The sequence below is a fragment of the Pedobacter sp. ISL-64 genome, from assembly GCF_018613605.1.
In the GTDB taxonomy this organism is placed as follows: Bacteria; Bacteroidota; Bacteroidia; order Sphingobacteriales; family Sphingobacteriaceae; genus Pedobacter.
Genome location: NZ_JAGGPU010000005.1, coordinates 396,499 through 415,186, shown reverse-complemented (window position 1 = coordinate 415,186; position 18,688 = coordinate 396,499). Strand labels below are relative to the sequence as shown.

At 36.8% G+C, this 18,688-nt stretch carries 13 protein-coding genes; 4 read left to right on the top strand and 9 right to left on the bottom strand.

Going from position 1 to position 18,688, the window contains the following annotated elements:
* Positions 1-968: 968 nt before the first annotated feature.
* On the top strand, positions 969-1,109 hold the full coding sequence (locus J7E57_RS08055; protein WP_215126825.1) for a hypothetical protein: 141 nt from the start codon (positions 969-971) through the stop codon (positions 1,107-1,109).
* Between the two features lie 1,148 nt (positions 1,110-2,257).
* Here J7E57_RS08055 and J7E57_RS08050 read toward each other — a convergent pair.
* From J7E57_RS08050 to tgt, 3 genes are read right to left on the bottom strand one after another with little or no spacing between them, the layout of a single operon-like run.
* On the bottom strand, positions 2,258-3,136 hold the full coding sequence (locus J7E57_RS08050) for a DMT family transporter (protein WP_215126824.1): 879 nt from the start codon (positions 3,134-3,136) through the stop codon (positions 2,258-2,260).
* Between the two features lie 2 nt (positions 3,137-3,138).
* A complete protein-coding gene (locus tag J7E57_RS08045) occupies positions 3,139-4,242 on the bottom strand; it encodes an LptF/LptG family permease (protein ID WP_029276231.1) in 1,104 nt (367 codons plus the stop codon).
* 1 nt (position 4,243) lies between these two features.
* Entirely contained in the window at positions 4,244-5,374 is a 1,131-nt protein-coding gene (tgt, locus tag J7E57_RS08040; RefSeq protein ID WP_215126823.1) for a tRNA guanosine(34) transglycosylase Tgt, read from the bottom strand.
* A gap of 141 nt (positions 5,375-5,515) precedes the next feature.
* Here tgt and J7E57_RS08035 point away from each other — a divergent pair, with 141 nt between their 5' ends.
* Both J7E57_RS08035 and rsmG read left to right on the top strand, forming a co-directional pair.
* Entirely contained in the window at positions 5,516-6,733 is a 1,218-nt protein-coding gene (locus tag J7E57_RS08035; RefSeq protein WP_317196532.1) for a glycosyltransferase, read from the top strand.
* A 26-nt stretch (positions 6,734-6,759) separates the two neighbouring features.
* Positions 6,760-7,395 (top strand): 16S rRNA (guanine(527)-N(7))-methyltransferase RsmG, encoded by a 636-nt coding sequence (gene rsmG / locus J7E57_RS08030; RefSeq protein ID WP_215126822.1) that lies wholly within the window; start codon positions 6,760-6,762, stop codon positions 7,393-7,395.
* Here rsmG and J7E57_RS08025 read toward each other — a convergent pair whose 3' ends face one another.
* The 5 genes from J7E57_RS08025 to J7E57_RS08005 all read right to left on the bottom strand — a co-directional run bounded on the left by J7E57_RS08025 (position 7,396) and on the right by J7E57_RS08005 (position 16,855).
* Positions 7,396-8,832 (bottom strand): M56 family metallopeptidase, encoded by a 1,437-nt coding sequence (locus J7E57_RS08025; protein ID WP_215126821.1) that lies wholly within the window; start codon positions 8,830-8,832, stop codon positions 7,396-7,398.
* Positions 8,832-9,203: a BlaI/MecI/CopY family transcriptional regulator gene (locus tag J7E57_RS08020; protein ID WP_029276221.1), complete on the bottom strand. Its 372-nt coding sequence runs from the start codon at positions 9,201-9,203 to the stop codon at positions 8,832-8,834. Before J7E57_RS08020 ends, J7E57_RS08025 begins: the two co-directional genes overlap by 1 nt.
* Positions 9,204-9,385: 182 nt before the next feature.
* Positions 9,386-10,360 carry a M28 family peptidase gene (locus J7E57_RS08015; RefSeq protein ID WP_215126820.1) on the bottom strand — a complete coding sequence of 325 codons (975 nt, stop codon included), beginning with the start codon at positions 10,358-10,360 and terminating at the stop codon, positions 9,386-9,388.
* A 370-nt stretch (positions 10,361-10,730) separates the two neighbouring features.
* A complete protein-coding gene (gene smc, locus J7E57_RS08010; protein WP_215126818.1) occupies positions 10,731-14,270 on the bottom strand; it encodes a chromosome segregation protein SMC in 3,540 nt (1,179 codons plus the stop codon).
* Between the two features lie 281 nt (positions 14,271-14,551).
* Positions 14,552-16,855: an ATP-dependent helicase gene (locus J7E57_RS08005; RefSeq protein ID WP_215126816.1), complete on the bottom strand. Its 2,304-nt coding sequence runs from the start codon at positions 16,853-16,855 to the stop codon at positions 14,552-14,554.
* A 709-nt stretch (positions 16,856-17,564) separates the two neighbouring features.
* Here J7E57_RS08005 and J7E57_RS08000 point away from each other — a divergent pair.
* A complete protein-coding gene (locus J7E57_RS08000) occupies positions 17,565-17,888 on the top strand; it encodes a DUF493 family protein (protein WP_215126814.1) in 324 nt (107 codons plus the stop codon).
* A 372-nt stretch (positions 17,889-18,260) separates the two neighbouring features.
* Here the strand turns inward: J7E57_RS08000 and J7E57_RS07995 are convergent, their stop codons facing one another.
* Positions 18,261-18,614 carry a winged helix-turn-helix transcriptional regulator gene (locus tag J7E57_RS07995; protein ID WP_215126812.1) on the bottom strand — a complete coding sequence of 118 codons (354 nt, stop codon included), beginning with the start codon at positions 18,612-18,614 and terminating at the stop codon, positions 18,261-18,263.
* Positions 18,615-18,688 lie beyond the last annotated feature (74 nt).

The following is an 18,688-nucleotide window of genomic DNA, read 5'->3' as shown; positions in this document are numbered from 1 at the left end:
TCTTTGCTAAAATATTTAGTTTTTTAAAATTTGTAAGGGCTGATATTTGTAAATATTTAATTTATATAAAATTATTTAAGTTGTTGATTTTTAAATATAAATGAATTTTATGTAAATCCGTAATTTGTCGATTTTACCTTTGTTTTTTATTGAATTTTATAGCTGATTTAAGCTTCATTCAAGATTTTTAATCGCATTAACATTATTGATTTAATTTACACTTATTAATCGATTTTCTTCGAAAATTTTATTGCCTTTTTAAATTTTTGTATAGTTTTTCAGAATTCGGCCAGCTCCGGTAATGACTTAAAATACCACTGGATTTTATAATGCTCATTGATATTTTTTGACTTTAAATGCTGGAAGAACGGCTAACATTTTAGTCTGGATTACCTGCTTTAAAATTGACTTTCAGCATGCGAAAATCTGCTTGTAAATCGCGTTCTGTTTGTAATATTTTGAAACAAAATGTATGATGTAAATTGCTTATTCAAAATCGCTATTAATATTTGAGATTAGATTGTCGTGACAAAATGTCTTTGTTTTTTAGCGCTTGCTTGAGAAATATTTTGGAGATGTTTCTTCTTACTCTTATCTTTTGTTAATCAGTTTTTGATAAATATGATGAGTTGAAATGCCAGTCATGTTGCCATAAATTGTGGTTTTAATCTAGCTTCAAGTCTGGTTTTTAACCTCGATTTTTTACTGTAAATTTGATCTCAGAGATTAAAAATGTATGTTTTTTTGTCGTTTTGAACCCCGAAATCTGTAATGATTGGAGCTTATAATGCAATTTCCTGACGATATTCGTGAATAATGGTGTTTTCGGTACACTTTATGGTAATTTTTGTTTTTGCGCTAAAAAGCGTGTCTAATGGTATTTAAATAAGGTTTTTTATGCTTTTAAGCTTTGCCCTCTGGAAACTCGAAATTGATCACCTTTCCTCAGTTGCATAGGGAAAAACACATTGAAAATTAGGTTTTTGATTGTAATTTTTACCGATATTTTTATGCTGATTAACCATAAAATGCTTTATCTTTTTGTGCTGCTCTGCCAGATTTTTATTGTGGTTAAAAACTATCCTGAACTGAATGCTGATAGATTTTAGATAAGCCATCTTGTTTCTACTTGACTTGACAACTCAGAATTGTATAGAATTTATATAGAAAATATCTCATGTTTGGTGCGGGTTTAAAGCGAGAATTTTGGTTTTTTTATTTGTTTTTTTATCTCTGTTTTCTGCCGCTTTAGATCGGCTTTTTTGGTTGGGATTTTAGCCGCTTTAACTATCCGATTTTGTAGGGTTTTAATTGTGAATTTTTGCTAATTGGTGTCTTCGATTTCTGTACTTTTTATTGACATTTTTTTTGCGAAAATAAATTAATAATAAGCCTAGATAATGTTTGCAGTTTGGCTGCTATTTCTGATTTAAAATAAAGAATATTTTGATCAATTTTATATTCAGAATCTTTGTTTTGTTAGCTCCAAATCTGGTCTTTAATTAAGGGCTTTTAGTTGATCACCGATTAAATATTTTCTATATGAAGTTCTTTGTTTATCAAGTTTAAGGGTTGCGTCTTGAACTTGTATTGTAGCATCCGATTTAAAGCAGTTTATATAAGTCTAATTGGCGTCTATCTGGTCTTATTCCTGGGCTATGTCTCTTCTTCGTTTGCTGAAATACGCAATAGATGGTGATGTAAATAAGACTGGCAATTGGTGAATTTGGAGTCGAAAATATTAATTCAGCTCAATAACTTTGAACGGCGATTCATCTTGCTTTTGGTATACTTTTGTACATGCACTTTCTGCCTTCAGGGAGATGTGCATGCTTGTGATCAATATCTGTTTTTTGGTCTTTCACTTTCCGACATATTGCATTCTTTAACCTGATTTTCCTCATTTGAAGCTACCGTTTTTGTTCCGATGGTTTGATTGAACTTGGCTACGTAGCTTGTTTCTGAAGCATTAGATTCCTAATGTTTTCGGATGGTTGTTCGCAGCTTTTAATTATAAGATTTTGCATCTCTATATAAGGCTAGCTGGAGGCTTTTATGATATTAGTAAGGTAGTGTTGACCAGCTTTGATAAGCTTCTTCATGGCGCTTTTAACTAATCTTTATCAGGAAATTTAATAGAGAGAATTTTAGGCATTGCGCTGTTAGAAAGGATTAGCCACCAGCAATAGGTACAACTAAAGCCGTTCATTCAGTTGGTATGATTTCTAAAGAAAATTTAAATTTATATCGTTTGTGTTTACAGTTGATTCTTTCTCTTTTTATAGATCGGATAGAGAAAAATAGAGGCTAGGATAATGGTTGCACCAATATAAAATCCACCTGTCATTTGCTCTTTGCTTTGAAAGAAAACGAAGGCTAATACTATTCCGTATACAGGTTCCAAATTGGTGATTAATGCAACTCTAAAAGCTGATAAAGTTCTCATGACCGCAACACCTGCAACGTAAGCAACGGATGTACAAAGTGTACCGAGAAGAATAAGATAGAACCAGTTTTTGGCACTTAAGTTGAATGCTGTGTGTAACAGTGTTCCATCATATAAACGGTATAACGTGATCCAGAAAAGTGCACCAACAAGCTCATAAAAACTGATAATGGAAGGCTCACTTTTTTGTACCAAAGTAGAGTTTATTGTTGAAAAAAGGCTTGATGCGACTGCCGCTAGCAAACCAAAAATAATTCCTAAAGTATACTGGCCTTCAAATTTAAAGATCATATATATTCCTAGAATAATCAGTAAACCGATCAGAATATCGCCCATTTGTATCGGCTGTTTTTTAATCAGCGGTTCTAAAATTGCGGTAAATAAGGTGAAGGAAGAGAGGCAAACCAAAGTTACTGAAACGGTAGAAACCTTAATGGCATGAAAGAAAAATATCCAGTGAATGGCTACAATTCCTCCCGTTAAAAAGAATTGGATGAACTGTTTTTTAGTAATCTTAATGTTCTTTTTGGTGATTAAAAACCATGCAAAAAGTGTAGCTGCGGCAATCAATACCCGGTACCAGACCATGGGCACTGCATCGATAGAAATCAGTTTGCCGAGCACACCTGTAAAGCCCCAAACAAATACAGTAAGATGAAGGATAAGTAAATTCTTTTTGGTAACGTCCATCGCTATTTTGGTGCTTTTCTTAATAGGTAAAAACCTAATAAGCCAAAGAATAATGTAGGCATAATAACAGCCGCAAAAGGAGGTAATCCACCTTTGGTAGAAAACATCTGTGTGAACTGATTAAATACGATATAAGCGAAGCTAATGAAGATTCCGATACCTAACGATACGCCGACTCCGCCACGTACTTTACGTGATGATAGCGCCACGCCAATCAGCGTTAATACAAAAGCTGAGAGTGGGTGTAGGTAACGTTTGTATTTTTCAAACTGAAGATCGTTCATTACGCCCGTTCCGCGGATTTTTTCTTTCCTAATCTTATCTGAAAGTTCCTTCGTAGTTAAATTTTGCACCACATTGTCATATGCCGAAAAATCATCCGGACGCATATCCAAAATGGTATCTTTTAACTTCCCATTACCATAAATCATGGTTTCTTTCAATCCATCGATCTTACGGATAGAGTAGTTGTTCAACTGCCATTTGCGTTTAAGCGAATCCCATTTTATATTTTCGGCAACGATCTTTTTGGTGAGTACATCTCCACTAAAATTATCCAAAGAAAACCGGTATCCTGAATTCGTTTTGTTGTCGAAATTATCAATATAGATATAGGTTTTGTCATCCAGTTTCATATGGATGTTTGATTTTGTGGAAGGATCATTACGTTTTACATACGTATTTTCGAAGCTATTTTTTAAGGTATTGGTGTAAGGAAGGATGTATAGGTTTGAAAGTAGGTTGGCCGAGAAAATAATCGTAGCCGACACCAAATAAGGAAATAAAAAGCGGTTAAAACTCACACCACCGCTTAAAATTGGTACAATTTCAGTCTGATCGGCCATTTTTGCGGTAAAGAAAATTACCGCAATAAAATTGATCAGCGGTGAAAGCATATTCACATAAAAAGGAATAGAGCCTGCATAATATTTAGAGAGGATTCCCCAAAAACTCAGGCCACTTTTCATAAAATCATCCATCTTTTCCGACAGGTCGAACACAACAATAATGATCACAAAAATGGCCAGCGTATAAATAAATGTACCCAGGTATTTCCCGATAATATACTGATCGATGATTTTTATCCTTCCTTTTAACAGATTCATTTTATAGCTTATTGCCTAATATTTTAACCATTTTGTTTTTCCACTCGTAAAATTCACCAGCAATTATCTTTTCTCTGGCCTGTTTTACCAGCCAAAGATAAAAATGCAGATTATGCAAGGTAGCAATTTGAGCGCCAAGCATCTCCTTACTATGTACCAAATGTCTTAAATATGCTTTACTGGTTACTAAATCAGCATGAAGATCGCTCTCCGCATCCAATGGAGAGAAATCGTTCTCCCATTTTTTATTCCTGATGTTGATAATACCATTTCTGGTAAAAAGCATGCCGTTTCTGGCATTTCTGGTTGGCATTACACAATCGAACATGTCGATACCCAGTGCAATATTCTCCAAAATATTGATCGGTGTACCAACGCCCATTAAATAACGTGGTTTTTCTTCTGGTAATATATTACATACCACTTCTGTCATGGCATACATCTCTTCAGCTGGCTCACCAACGGATAAACCACCGATGGCATTGCCTTCACGGTTCATGCTGGCAATAAATTCTGCCGATTTTATACGCAAATCTTTATATACCGAACCCTGAACAATAGGGAAAAGGGTCTGGTCGAAACCATATTTAGGTTCTGTACTGTCAAAACGGGTACAACAGCGTTTTAACCAACGGTGCGTCATTTTAATTGATTGCGCTGCATAAGTATAATCGCAAGGGTATGGTGTACACTCATCAAAGGCCATAATAATATCGGCACCTATGGTACGCTGAATATCCATTGCATATTCTGGCGTGAAAAGGTGTTTTGACCCATCAATATGAGAATGGAAAGTAACGCCTTCTTCCTTAATTTTACGAACTTTACTTAAAGAATACACCTGGTAGCCGCCACTATCTGTTAAAATTGGGCGGTCCCAACCAATAAATTGATGTAATCCACCAGCCTTTTCAAGGATATCTAACCCTGGTCTTAAATATAAGTGGTAAGTATTGCCTAAAATGATTTTTGCGTCAATATCGTCTTTCAGTTCGCGCTGATGTACGGCTTTTACCGTTCCAGCAGTGCCCACTGGCATAAAAATAGGGGTTTGTATTTCGCCATGAGCAGTTGTTACCGTTCCGGCTCTGGCTTTAGATAGTGGATCGTTAGCCTGTAAACTAAATTTCATCTGTTTCTATTTATTTTTCTCCAATTGTTAGGCGGAGCTTACCACCATCAAATTACGTTTTATTAAAACTAATTGTTATTTTGACGGTAGGCGGTTCATATGTGTTTTTTCTCGTCGAAAATCTGCCAAAAATAGCAAAAATTGAGGGCATATTTTTGTTTAATTTTTTATCCACATAAAAGTGATTTACAGATTAAAAATGAGAAATTTGCGCCTATTTATTTTACCATCGTGATATTAACCCTGCTTGAAATTATTCTGCTCTCGATATTGGCTTTTTGCCTTTTGGTTCAGCTTTACTATGTCCTTTTTGTTCATTTGAAATTGGCTAATGTAGGCATAGAGGAGATCCCGTTATCGGCACAAAAACCGTTAAGTGTAATTGTTTGTGCCCGAAACGAAATTGTAAATTTAGAGCAGTATCTGCCTGCATTGTTAAGCCAGGATTATCCAGAGTTCGAAGTTGTGGTGGTTAACGATCGCTCTTGGGATGGTACAGAGGAGTTTTTAGAACAATTAGAGAAGAAACACCGTAACCTGAAAGTAGTAAAAATTTTAGATAACGATAAATTTATAGCAGGTAAGAAATTTGCGGTAACCATGGGTATAAAGGCCGCTAAGTACGATTGGTTGGTTTTTACTGATGCAGATTGTACACCAGCTTCTGAGCATTGGTTAAAAAATATGCAACAGCCTGCCGATGAAAATACCGAAATTGTTTTGGGCTACTCGCCCTATATGAAGAAAAGAAGCCTGCTAAATGCATTAATCCGGTTCGAAACCTTTTTTACTGCTGTAAATTACCTGGCTTTCGCCTTAAAAGGCATGCCGTATATGGGGGTTGGACGTAACATGGCCTATAAAAAATCGCTTTTTTTTAAAAATAAAGGCTTTGCAGCACACATGCATATCCCATCTGGAGATGATGATTTATTCGTAAACGCACATGCCAATAAATATAATACAGAGATCCGTTTACACCGCGATAGCCATGTTTGGAGCGAACCCAATAATACCTGGGGAGGTTACCTGAGACAGAAAAAGCGTCATTTTGGAGCCGGAAAGTTCTATAAATCGAAGCATAAGTTTATTTTAAGTCTTCAGATTGCTTTTCAGTTTTTGTTTTATGCGTTCTTTGCCGCATGTATGTTTTTTAGCCGTGAGGCGCAATGTGTTGCCCTAGGAATCCTCGGATTAAGCATCATCATCAGGTGTTTTATCTATCCAAAATTGCTGAAACGCTTAAACTATAGCGATTTGCGTTGGTGGTTCCCGATTTTAGACATACTTTTGTTTCTGTTTTTAACCCTGAACGGATTTTTAGCCTTGTTTGGCAAGAAAAAAGTAAACTGGAAATAATTCAATAATCCTTTAGCAATTACAATATGCTTGATGTAAAGCCCGATATCGTTTTAAAATATTTTCCTAACCTAAGTGAAAAACAGATTGCTCAATTCTCACAATTGTTCGATTTATATAGCTTTTGGAATGCACAGATTAATGTAATTTCGAGAAAGGATATTGAAGAGTTATATGAGCGCCATGTATTGCACTCGTTGGGGATCGCTAAAGTATGCAATTTTAAAGCTGGCGAATCGGTTTTAGATGTGGGTACAGGTGGTGGTTTTCCGGGCATCCCATTGGCCATCTTGTTTCCTGATACAGAATTTTATCTGGTCGATTCTATCGGAAAAAAGATTAAAGTGGTAAAAGAAGTGGCTTCGACATTAGGTTTGGAGAATTTAAGGGCCGACCATTTAAGAGCCGAGCAGATTAAAGAGAAATTTAACTTTGTAGTATCGAGAGCGGTTACGCGTTTAGGAGAATTTTATCCATGGATACAGGGCAAATTTAAAAAAGACTCGTTAAATGCCATTCCGAATGGGATCTTGTATTTAAAAGGAGGCGATTTGGCAGAGGAGATCAAAGAATCAAAACTGAAAGCAGAATTATACCCGCTTTCAGCTTATTTTGAGGAAGATTTTTTTGAGACTAAATACGTGGTTTATGTACCACAATAATTATTGCTTTTTAGAAGGATAGCCTGTAACTGTGACTTCTTTAACAGGCGATACAATAACTGTTTTTATTCCGGTGCTTTCTTTTTTAGATGGAGTAGGATAACCCTTTACAACTACCTCTTTAATATCTTTTTGATCTGAGGATAATGTGTGATCCCGTTTAATTGCCTTATTGCCTGTAGCTTGAACAAGATTAATCGTATTTGGCTCATTGTCATTCCCTTTTTTTTCTGGTTTTTGCTCAATCGGCGGCGGTGGTGGTGGCAATGTCTTTTTATCTTGTCTCACAACAGGTGGTGACAACTTTTTACCATCTTTTTTAACTCTCGGAGGAGCAAAACGAACTTGGTCCACTTTTGGTACGCTAAGCTTTTTCGCTTTTAAGGAGCCAGGTTCTACCGGTGGAGGAGGTGGTATTCTTTTGTCGTCTTTTTTAATAATGGGTTCATTTATCGTTATTTCCGTAACTTTTTTGGCTTTGGCTGTATATGGTTCCTTTGGAGGTGGAGGTGGTAATCTCTTTTTATCGGATTTTTTCTTAGTAGTGTCCTGAAGAACAATGGTTAAACTTTCCTTTTTTTGCCCTAATTGGATAGTATTATAGTCTTTTGTAAATGCTGTTGTAGATAAGCACAGCATAAATCCAACTAGTGGAATGATAAATAACAATTTGAGCCTGGCCCATTTTGCCGATTTTTTTTGGTTTAACATACTTATTCTATTTTTTAGTATTGATGAATTAAAAAATTGATTGGTAAGGATAACTTCTTGATTTCCATATGAATTTTGGATTAAAAATAGTGCATACTCATATTTAGCGATATCTTTTTGTGTCGTTTCCTCGTCGGCTAAATATTCATGGATGAGTTTGATATCATCTTTAATGAAGTAAGTAATCGGATTGAACCAGCTTGAAATTTTTATCAACTCAAATAAAAGAATATCAAGGCTGTGCATCTGGTTAATGTGGACCATTTCATGCTTTACGATGGTGTTTCTTTGACTCATAGCAGGGTCAATAAACAATAAATTAAAGAATGAAAAAGCCATTTTTGAGTCCTCAACCTCAATTAATGTAATACCGTTTTCTTTACTTTTAGTTGCATTTTTTATCAATCTTTTGATATAGCGCAATCCCCAAACTATTTTTAAGATAAAAAATAATGAGACTACGGAATACAGTAGTAAACAGATACTTTCTATATTGAACAATGGTGCCTGTTCTTGAGCTTGAATAAATCCGGTATAGTCCATTACTACCTCCTTCTTCAAATATTCCAGCTGAAAAAATGGAATTATGAAAGCCAGCATTGAGCTGAAAATCAGGTAATATCTGTTTAGTTTGTAGAAGGTTTCCCTGTGGAGGAATAATCTATAAAATCCATAAAATAGGGTAAGGTATAGATTTGCTTCGAGTAAATAATATAACCAGCTCATCACTTATCTTTTTTAAGTTTCTCTGCCAATTGGATAATTTCATTGAGTTCTTCAGTACTCATACTTTTTTCTTTCACCAGAAACGAAACCAGACTCTCGTAAGAGTTTTCGAAATAGTTGCTCATTACCTTATCTAATGCAAAGCGTTTATAATCAGTTTCTTTTATAATGGGGAAGTAGATATGCGTATTGCCGATAGCTTTATGATCAACAAAGCCTTTAGTTTCTAAAACCCTAATTACGGTCGAAACCGTGTTGTAAGCAGGTTTGGGTTCGTTCATTTTTTCGATAACGTCTTTTACTAAGGCTTCACCCATCTCCCAAAGGATGAGCATAATCTGTTCTTCTGCTTTTGTGAGTTCTTTTATCATATTTAAACTATTTTTGTAGTTTGATTAATTGAAGTTACTACTATAAAAATAGTTTTCAAACTATTTTTATAGTTTTATTTGTAATTATTTGATATACAGCTAAATAATTTTTGTTTTAAGATTTATAAAGCATAAAAAAACCTGCCGGATAGGGCAGGTTTAGATTTGTATCAATCAGTTTATTAAAACCTTTCCGATTTTCTTGGATTGTCCATCATGATCATTTTATCTTTTAACAGTTGTTGTAAACCTGTTTGTTTGTCGATGTTTTTTACAACATCCAGTACAGTACTTGCAGCATTACTGAAAAATGGTTTGGTGATGGTAGAATATTCGTCGGTAGGTTTATGATAATCTTTGTGGTCTTCTACACCGAAATATAAAAATGGAATATTTTTAGCATTAAATGCGCCTTGGTCGCTTTGGTTTGTCCAATCATCGTGGCCCTGTTTTGGATCGTCGTGGCCGAAAAGTAATTTAATATTGGTTTTAGTCGTATCTACATACTTCTTTAAATCAGGATATTTGAAAGTCCCGCAGACATAGAGTTCACCTTTATCACTATGGCTGATCATATCCATATTTAAATCAATGGCTATAGTATTAATAGGCACTGGTGGATTGCCTACAAATGCCTTTGCACCCTGTAAGCCAATTTCTTCCGCATCGAAAGAGGCGAAAATGATCGTGTTATTGGGTTTGTTTTTGGCAAAATAGGCTGCAATTTTTAATAATCCTGCAGTTCCCGATGCATTATCATCAGCACCGTTAAAAACTTCGTCTTTTACTACACCTAAATGGTCGTAATGGGCAGATACCACAATAACATTGGTTCCTTTGCCCGGAATGTAGCCGATGATGTTCGTGCCATTTATTTTTGTATTGCCTCTTCCGTTAAAAGTGAACTCCTGGGCATAGTTTACATGCTGAGGATAAGATTTTAGCCCTAATTTTTGAAATCTTTCTATAATGTATGCCCTGGCCATTTCAGCCCCCTTTGTTCCGGTTTTTCTACCTTGATAAGCATCTGATGATAATACCTCAACATCTTTTAACAATTGGGTATCTAACTTGCCGGAAGCAGTATTATTTTGGTTTTTTACTGATGAACAGCAGCTTAGCATCATGGCTAAGGGAAGGATATATAGGATTTTCATGATTATTTTGTAATAAGCTAGGGTCGTCATCTCGACTGGAGCATTGCGGAATGAGAGATCTATCGGAATAGATTTCTCGACTTCGTTGCACTCCGCTCGAAAGGACGACCATCGTGTTAATTTTTCTTAAAGATATTAATTATTGGAATATATAAGGCGTCACCCTGAATTCATTTCAGGGTCTTTATTGCAGGAAAGATGCTGATCCCTAAGCTTCGGGACAGCATGACGATCGAAATAAATTGAAATTAAAAAAGTAATCACATCGTTCATTTCTAATTGAAAAAATGTAAATAAAAGATTGCTTCGTCGGCTGAAAAGCCTTTTCGCAATAGCGGAAGCGGTAGATTTTGCTTTGGTCTTTCAGCTTTTACGCCGCTACCTCCCTTAAATCGACCGCTACAACCCTCGAAACACCTTGTTCTACCATGGTTACCCCGTAAATGATATCAGTGCTGGCAATGGTCCGTTTGTTGTGCGATACGATGATAAACTGCGATTGATCGGAGAATTTACGGATAATATTGTTGAATTTATCAATGTTGGTGTCATCCAAAGGTGCATCAACCTCATCGAAAATACAGAAAGGAGCAGGTTTTAGCAGGTAAAGCGAAAACAATAGCGCTGTAGCCGTTAAAGTCTTTTCCCCACCGGATAACTGATTGATGGATAAAGGTCTTTTTCCTTTCGGCCGGGCAATAATATCAATATCGGCCTCCAAAGGATTATTGATATCTGATAAAATCAGGTCGCAGCTATCTTCTTCGTTAAATAAAGAACGGAAAACTACGATAAAATGCTCACGGGCCTGGGTAAAGGCCTGCATAAATTTATCTTTAGCTGTGTCGTCTATCTCTTTAATCGTTTGTAAAAGATCGGTTTTTGCTGCATTAAGATCCTTTTTTTGGTTCTGGATAAAAGTATAACGTTCTTCCATTTCTTTAAAGGCTTCCATTGCCATAGAATTGATGGCACCAAATTCGTCGAGTTGACGTTTCATTCGCTCTACCTTTTGACGGAGATCAAACTCACTTTCTAAAACTTCAATTTCGGTATCTGTTTCTAAAAGGTCGTTGATGTCGATGTTGAATTCGACGGCTAAACGTTCTTTTAATGCATTCAGGTCGATTTTTAATGCGTTTTTTTTATCCTTAATCTCAGTTAATAAGAAATCTGTTTCTTCGCGGGTTTTACGGATATTGGTCAGGTCGTTTTCAACCTCGTTAATGCTTCCTTTGCTTGTGAAATAAGCTTGCTCAGCTTCTGCAAGCCCTTTTTCCATCTCTTCACGTTGTTGATACATCTCTAAAAGCGTATCGTCGTTCAGGTCAGTGTGCTGTAGCGTTGCCGTAATTTGGGTTAGTGCTTCCTGTAATTCTTTGTCGTTTTGTGCGATGCGCTTATTTAAAGCTTCTTCCTGTACAAAACGGTAATCTAAATCTTTTTCTAAGCCTGATAACTTATTTTGTTGTTGATGGAAACGAATATTATCCTGGTTATATTTGCCCGCGCTTTCGTTTACCTGATCGGCGATTTCCTGATAATTAAGTTGTTGTTCTTGTAAATCTATATGCGCTTCTTGCTGGTCTTTTTGCAATTGAACCAATGCCGGCAATTTTTCCGATAAGGCTTTTTCTATGGATACTATCTTTTGGGCAATATCTGTCTTACGGTTTTCGCTGGTCGTAATAAACTCCTGGTACTGATCACGACGGGTTTGCACAGAAATATGTTCGTTGTTTAAACGGTTCATTTCTTGTTGCAAAGCATTGATCTGATTGATTTTTGAAGCTTCTTTTAGGTTAAATATATTATCAGTTTCGGCTTTAATTGCGGCATCATACTGATTAATCAACGATTCTGAAGCTTTGATCTCTTTGGCCAGGTTTTCTAAATTCTTGGCGCGGCCAATCCTTTTTCCTTCGAATAAACCCACCGAGCCACCCGCCAGTGTGAATTTAGTTTGGGCATATTTGCCATTTTTAGCCAAAATGGTTAAACTATCTGTTGGTGTGGCTTTGAAAAGATTTTCTTGCTCAGCTACTGCGATGTAAACATTTTGCAAAAGCAGGTTGCAGAGGTGCTGGTACTTTTTGTCGACTTCAATGACTGATAACGCTGAAATTAGTCCTTCATGCGTACCAATAACTGGGTTTTTATCGGGTACATTTTCTAAAATGAAAAAGTTTGCACGTCCGCGGCTGGCATCGGTTAAGAGATTAATGGCCTGTACTGCATCTGCATATTGATCAACCACATAATGGTTCATTACCGGCTCGAGGTAATTCTCAATAGCTATGCGGTAATCTTCATTACAGAATAAAATATCAGAAAGGAGCAGGGCACTTTTAGCAAAAGCGTTGTTTTTCTTCAAAAAACGGATCGATTCAGGAAAACCCTCTAAACTATCAACCAGCGATTTGGTCAGGTTATATTCGTTCTGCTTGGCATCTTTTTTACGGTTTTCGGCCGTAAGTTTTTCCTTGTTCGAACTTAAATTGATTTCTGAAGCAGCCAGTTTTTCTTTTAAAAGTTCTTCAGCTTCCGTTAGGTTTTTAATATTGGCCTGCTTCTCCCTAACCTGAATATCAAGTTCGGCCAAAGCATGATCGAAAGCCTTTAATTCTAATGTTTTGGTTTCGGTATCGTCAACATTCCGGTTGGTTTCCTGTACCAGCGCATCTTTTTGAATATTTAGGATATCTATTTCCTTTTGTGATTGGTATACTTGGTTTTGCAATTCGTTAACCGATTTGATCAGGTTATCAATCCTGTTTTTCTCGGTCTGCTGTTGCTCGCGTAAAGTATCAAGCGTAGATTTTAAGCTTTTTAAATCAGATTCAAGTCGGTTAAAGACTTCAGTTTCAGTTAAAACTTCTTCATTTAAGCGTTTGATGTTGTATTTAATGTGGTTAACCTGGTTTTTATCTTTTTCGAGCTCGCCAGATAAACGTGTTTCTTTTTCCTGTAAAAAACGCATCTGCTCGTTCTTAACTTTTTTCTCACTCTCATAAGCACGGATTTTGGAAACAAACTCGTTTGTAGCCTTTTGTTGTACGGAAAGGTTCTTTTCCTGATTGATACTACCTAGTTTAAGCTTTTGCAATTCGGCTTCACCCGTATCTATTTTTGTACTGAGTGCTGTACGGTTTACCTGTTGATTTTGCTCCTGTGTTTCTAAAGCATTTAAGTCGGTACGGAAGAAGGCAATGCGGTGTGTAGCCAACTGAACACTCAATTCGCGATATTGCTCTTTTAACTTATAATAACGCTCAGCTTTACGTGCCTGATTTTCTAAGGTTTTAAGGTTTTTTTCGATCTCGAAAAGTAAATCTTCAACCCGCTCTAAATCGGCTTCAGTGTCTTTTAACTTGCTGAAAGTCTGTTTTTTGCGTAATTTGTATTTCGAGATCCCCGATGCTTCTTCAAACAAAGAACGGCGGCTATGTTCTTTATTGGTAATAATTTCATCAACCATTTTCAGCTCAATAATCGAATAACTATCAGAGCCGATTCCGGTATCCAGAAAAAGGTCGGTAATGTCTTTTAACCTACATTGAACATCGTTTAAACGATATTCACTATCGCCATTTCTATAGAGTTTACGGGTTACGGTAACCTGTGAATAGGCTGTTGGCAGGATGTTCTTGGTATTATCAAAACTCAATGAAACCTCGGCAAGCTGCGCCTGTTTACGGTTTTTTGTTCCGTTGAAAATGATGTTCTCCATCTTTTCTGAACGCAGTGCTTTGGTACTCTGTTCGCCCAAAACCCAGCGCATCGCGTCGATTACATTGGATTTTCCGCAACCATTAGGACCAACAATAGCCGTAACACCCTCATTAAAATTGATGGTCACTTTATCGCCAAAGCTCTTAAAACCTTTAATTTCTAACCTGGTAAGTTGCATGGTTTGTAATCGGAGGAACCGAGTTCAATAATAAGGATAATTTTGTGGTTTTTCAAGTTTTTAGTCACGGAGATTCAGTGTTTTTTAACCACAAAGAGCACGAAGAGAAAAGCACAGAGAGCACAGAGTTTGGTGTAATTTTCAAAAGTGATCGTCCTGCTGAACTTGATTCAGCATCTATTAAATGTTATCTATTAAAGATCCTGAAACAAGTTCAGGATGACGAATCGCTGTTGATTTTATATGTTTCTGGTTTTCTGTGACCAGATTAAAAATCTGGACTATTTTACAATCATCAGTTTTGCAAACTTAAGCAGTAACTGTTTGTTGCCTAAACCCTGGAAGAATACCGTTGCCTTAACATCTGGTAAGGTTCCTTCCAAGCTGATGATTTTTCCAAAGCCGAATTTTTCGTGTTCAACCTCCATACCACCTTGAAATTCTTGTGGTTGTGATGGGGTAAAACCTGGTGTTGGTATGTGCGCTTTAGCCAGTAATGATGTTGTTTTCGGACGGACAGGTGGGGCAGAAGTAGTTGCGCCGGCCGCTGGTTTCGGTTTGCTAAAGAAATCACGTGGCTGCGAGGTCCATGTTTTGCGGTCATCGTCGAAATTACCTTCAAAACTGTTCGACTTGGATGGTTTTACATCCAATTCTAAAAATTTCGGACTAATTTCGTTAATGAAACGGCTTGGTTCACAGTTGGTTAAAGTGCCCCAGCGGTAACGCGAAGTAGCATAGGTGATGGTTAGTTTTACCTCAGCACGCGTGATGGCCACATAAAATAAACGGCGTTCTTCCTCTAAATCGGTGCGGTTGGTTAACGACATTTGCGAAGGGAATAGATTTTCTTCCAATCCTACTATAAACACGTTTTTAAACTCCAAACCTTTGGCTGAGTGGATCGTCATTAAAGAAACTGTATCCTTATTCTTATCACCATCTTTATCATCGTTGGTTAAAAGGGCAACATCCTGCATAAAGATATCAAGACCTTTTTCTTCAATGTCTTCGCGCTCGGCAAATTCCTTTATACCATTTAATAACTCTTGTATGTTTTCGTAACGGCTACGTCCTTCAACACTCTCGTCGGTATATAATTCTTTTAAAATACCAGCATGTTGGGCAATAAACAAAGCGGTATCATAAGCATCGAGCTTTTTAGCTTCTGCCTGAAAGCTTTGTACCATCATGGCAAAATCGTTCAGTTGATTAGCTAAACGGCCATCAACATATTGGTGTGCATTCGAAATTACATCCCACATGGTTTTATCGTTCTGGTCTGCAGCAACAATAATTTTATCGATAGAAGTATCTCCAATACCACGTTTAGGGTAATTGATTACACGTTTTATTGCTTCTTCATCCTTCGGATTAAAAGTTAAACGAAAATAAGCAATTAAATCTTTAATCTCTTTACGTTGGTAGAAAGATTGGCCGCCATATATCCTGTAAGGAATATTAAGTTTGCGTAAGCCTTCCTCCATCGCCCTGCTTTGTGCATTGGTACGGTATAAAATGGCAAAATCGCTGTGTTGATAACCTTTCGTACTGCGCTCCTGAATAATGGCTTCAGCAACTAATTTACCTTCTTCGTTATCGGTAAATGCACGAGAAACCTTAATTCTATCTCCTTCTGCATTTTCAGAAAACACGTTTTTTTCGAGCTGGTTTTTGTTGTTGGCAATGATACTGCTCGCTGCATCAACAATATTTTGGGTAGAACGGTAATTCTGTTCTAATTTATAAACCTTTAAATCAGGATAATCGCGTTCGAAATTTAAAATATTCTGGATATTTGCGCCACGGAAGGCATAGATACTCTGTGCATCATCACCTACCACACAAATGTTCTGATAAGCAGCAGCCAGTTTTTTCACAATGGTATACTGCGAAAAGTTGGTATCCTGGTACTCATCCACCATCAGGTATCTAAATTTCTGTTGATATTTATTTAAAACATCAGGATGTTCTTTCAATAAAATATTGGTTTTGAATAACAAATCGTCGAAATCCATTGCCCCAGCTCTAAAACAGCGTTTAGCATAGGTTTCGTAAATCTGGCCGATTAATGGGCGTTTATTCTGGATATCTTCGGCCTGTATCTGGTCGTTAGCTTGATATTCGCCCCAGGAAATTAAATTATTTTTGGCTGATGAAATTCTATTAAAAACAAAATTCGCTGCATATAATTTATCATCCAGCTGCATTTCTTTCAAAATGGCCCGGATTACACTTTTACTATCATCGGTATCGTAAATGGTAAAATTGCTTGGATAACCTATTTTCTCGGCCTCTACCCGTAAAATCTTGGCAAAAACAGAGTGAAAAGTGCCCATCCAAATATTCTTTGCCTCTGCACCAACCACTTTACCAATACGCTCGCGCATATCCTTACTCGCTTTGTTGGTAAAGGTTAAAACCAAAATGTTAAAGGGGTCGGTACCTGTTTGAATCAGGTGGGCCACACGATAAGTAATTACCCTGGTTTTGCCCGAACCAGCACCCGCCACTATCATTACGGGTCCTTTTGTGTTCTCTACTGCTGCTCTTTGTTGTGGGTTTAATCCTGCTAAATAATCCAAATCGGCTCCTGTTTTTTGAGGTTCAAAAATAACAATTCCTATCGCTTTTTGCCAAAGTTGTTAGTAATTAGTTTAAAACCTAATCGGTCGCCCTAATCGTTCGTCATTCTGATCCGATAGCTATCGGATTTGTTTTATTAGCTATACTTATTAATTTTTGTGTCGGGCAGCCACTTCGTGGTGAATCTATCCGTTATTGGCTTATCTGTCTTATATGGCAATTGCACCTTGTTTTTATAAGGCTAACTATCGCTATCGCAGAGCTATCTTCGGTTTTTAGAAAAGCTACATTAGTATTTCATTGGGTTCTGCAGTCCTTTGCTTTGCTCATACGGCTGCAGGCATTGCCCACAAGGCCGGTATCCGCTTCGCTAAGGTTTATGTAAATTGGGTTTGTGCTACTATTAAAGGTTTAAAACCCACAGGCTATTTTATCGTTCGTTATTCTGAACTCGTTTTATTGTGCTACTATTGAGGGTTTAAACCTATAGCTTTAATTTTATAGCTCGTCATTCTGAATTCATTTCAGAATCTATCTCGCATTTGTAGCGCTAATAAATTATTGTTGAAGCGTAAAAGGCAACCTATAGGGCATTAACCATTCGTCCCTTCGATTCGCTAAAATGGCGGTATTTTAATTAAAATAAACGTTAATTCTGTCAGAATTGCACCCTGTTTATTTGGGTATAAAATTTGATATGCTTTCGTTATGGATGAGAATAAAAATAATAAGGATATTGAGTTTACTGATATCCCCGATGGGGATAATGGAGATATTTATGCTAATTTAAAAGAGAAACTAGAAAGTGTTGAGCAGTTTCCGGGGGTTTATAATTTTAAATTTATTATTACTGGCGGGCTAGATAAAATACAAGACTTACGTGCCATTTTACCTGATGATGAGTTTATTGAGCAAGCTTCAAAAACAGGGAAATATGTTTCGATTACCGTAAAAAAGATGATGCAAAATGCGGATGAGGTGATTGCTGTTTATAAGCAAGCAGGAAACATCAAGGGCATTATGATACTGTAGGCGTTCCCGCCCACTTAAAATGATTTTTTTTGGTTTTTGGAAAAGTTAGATCCGTATTTCATTTTTGAGGCTGCTTTTGTACCTACGCTGTTCATAAACCTGATGGCAGCGGCAGCCCCGAAGCATGAGGGCTACAGCGAACAGCAGGACTGCAATCTCCAATGAAAACCACCCTCTCATTTCCAATCAATGAAAAAATTATATCGACCAATTTTCTTTTCGGAGCGCAATGCCTGTGCGGGTAATCAAGTTGGCTCCCGCGTTTCGCTTTCCAAAGGTTCATACCATTTAGTTTGTGCTACTATTAATGATTTAAAACCTATCTATATATTCGTTCGTAATTCTAATTGTCCAGATGAGTACGTATAAAGGTTAAACAGAGCCATTTTTAACGGCCCAATCTACCATCGAATCTAATACCTGAAAAAGATCCTGCCCCGATTTTGTGAGGCTATAGGTAACTACGGGAGGAACAACAGCTTGTGCATCCCGATGAACGAGGTCATCATTTTGCAATTGCTTTAAGTGCTGTATAAGCATTTTTTCAGTTATCTGTGGTATCGCACGTTTTAACTCACTATAACGTTTTGGGCCACTCATTAAATGAAAAATAATAATCGGCTTCCAATAACCACCAATTTTTTCCATTACAAACGTAACCGGGCAGCTGGTTAACGCTACACCTTTATTAAAATTACGGGTCGAACTTTCTTTAACAGCTGTCATAGTTACATACTTTGGGGTAAGTACTTGTATAAAAGTAAGTACAAATATAACTTTGTTTTCAATATTTAAAAACA

Bases quoted from the DNA above. Each gene is read 5' to 3' on its own strand.
- J7E57_RS08050 (WP_215126824.1), bottom strand. From the start codon at position 3,136: ATGGACGTTACCAAAAAGAATTTACTTATCCTTCATCTTACTGTATTT.
- J7E57_RS08045 (WP_029276231.1), bottom strand. From the start codon at position 4,242: ATGAATCTGTTAAAAGGAAGGATAAAAATCATCGATCAGTATATTATC.
- tgt (WP_215126823.1), bottom strand. From the start codon at position 5,374: ATGAAATTTAGTTTACAGGCTAACGATCCACTATCTAAAGCCAGAGCC.
- rsmG (WP_215126822.1), top strand. From the start codon at position 6,760: ATGCTTGATGTAAAGCCCGATATCGTTTTAAAATATTTTCCTAACCTA.
- J7E57_RS08025 (WP_215126821.1), bottom strand. From the start codon at position 8,832: ATGAGCTGGTTATATTATTTACTCGAAGCAAATCTATACCTTACCCTA.
- J7E57_RS08020 (WP_029276221.1), bottom strand. From the start codon at position 9,203: ATGATAAAAGAACTCACAAAAGCAGAAGAACAGATTATGCTCATCCTT.
- J7E57_RS08015 (WP_215126820.1), bottom strand. From the start codon at position 10,360: ATGAAAATCCTATATATCCTTCCCTTAGCCATGATGCTAAGCTGCTGT.
- smc (WP_215126818.1), bottom strand. From the start codon at position 14,270: ATGCAACTTACCAGGTTAGAAATTAAAGGTTTTAAGAGCTTTGGCGAT.
- J7E57_RS08000 (WP_215126814.1), top strand. From the start codon at position 17,565: ATGGATGAGAATAAAAATAATAAGGATATTGAGTTTACTGATATCCCC.
- J7E57_RS07995 (WP_215126812.1), bottom strand. From the start codon at position 18,614: ATGACAGCTGTTAAAGAAAGTTCGACCCGTAATTTTAATAAAGGTGTA.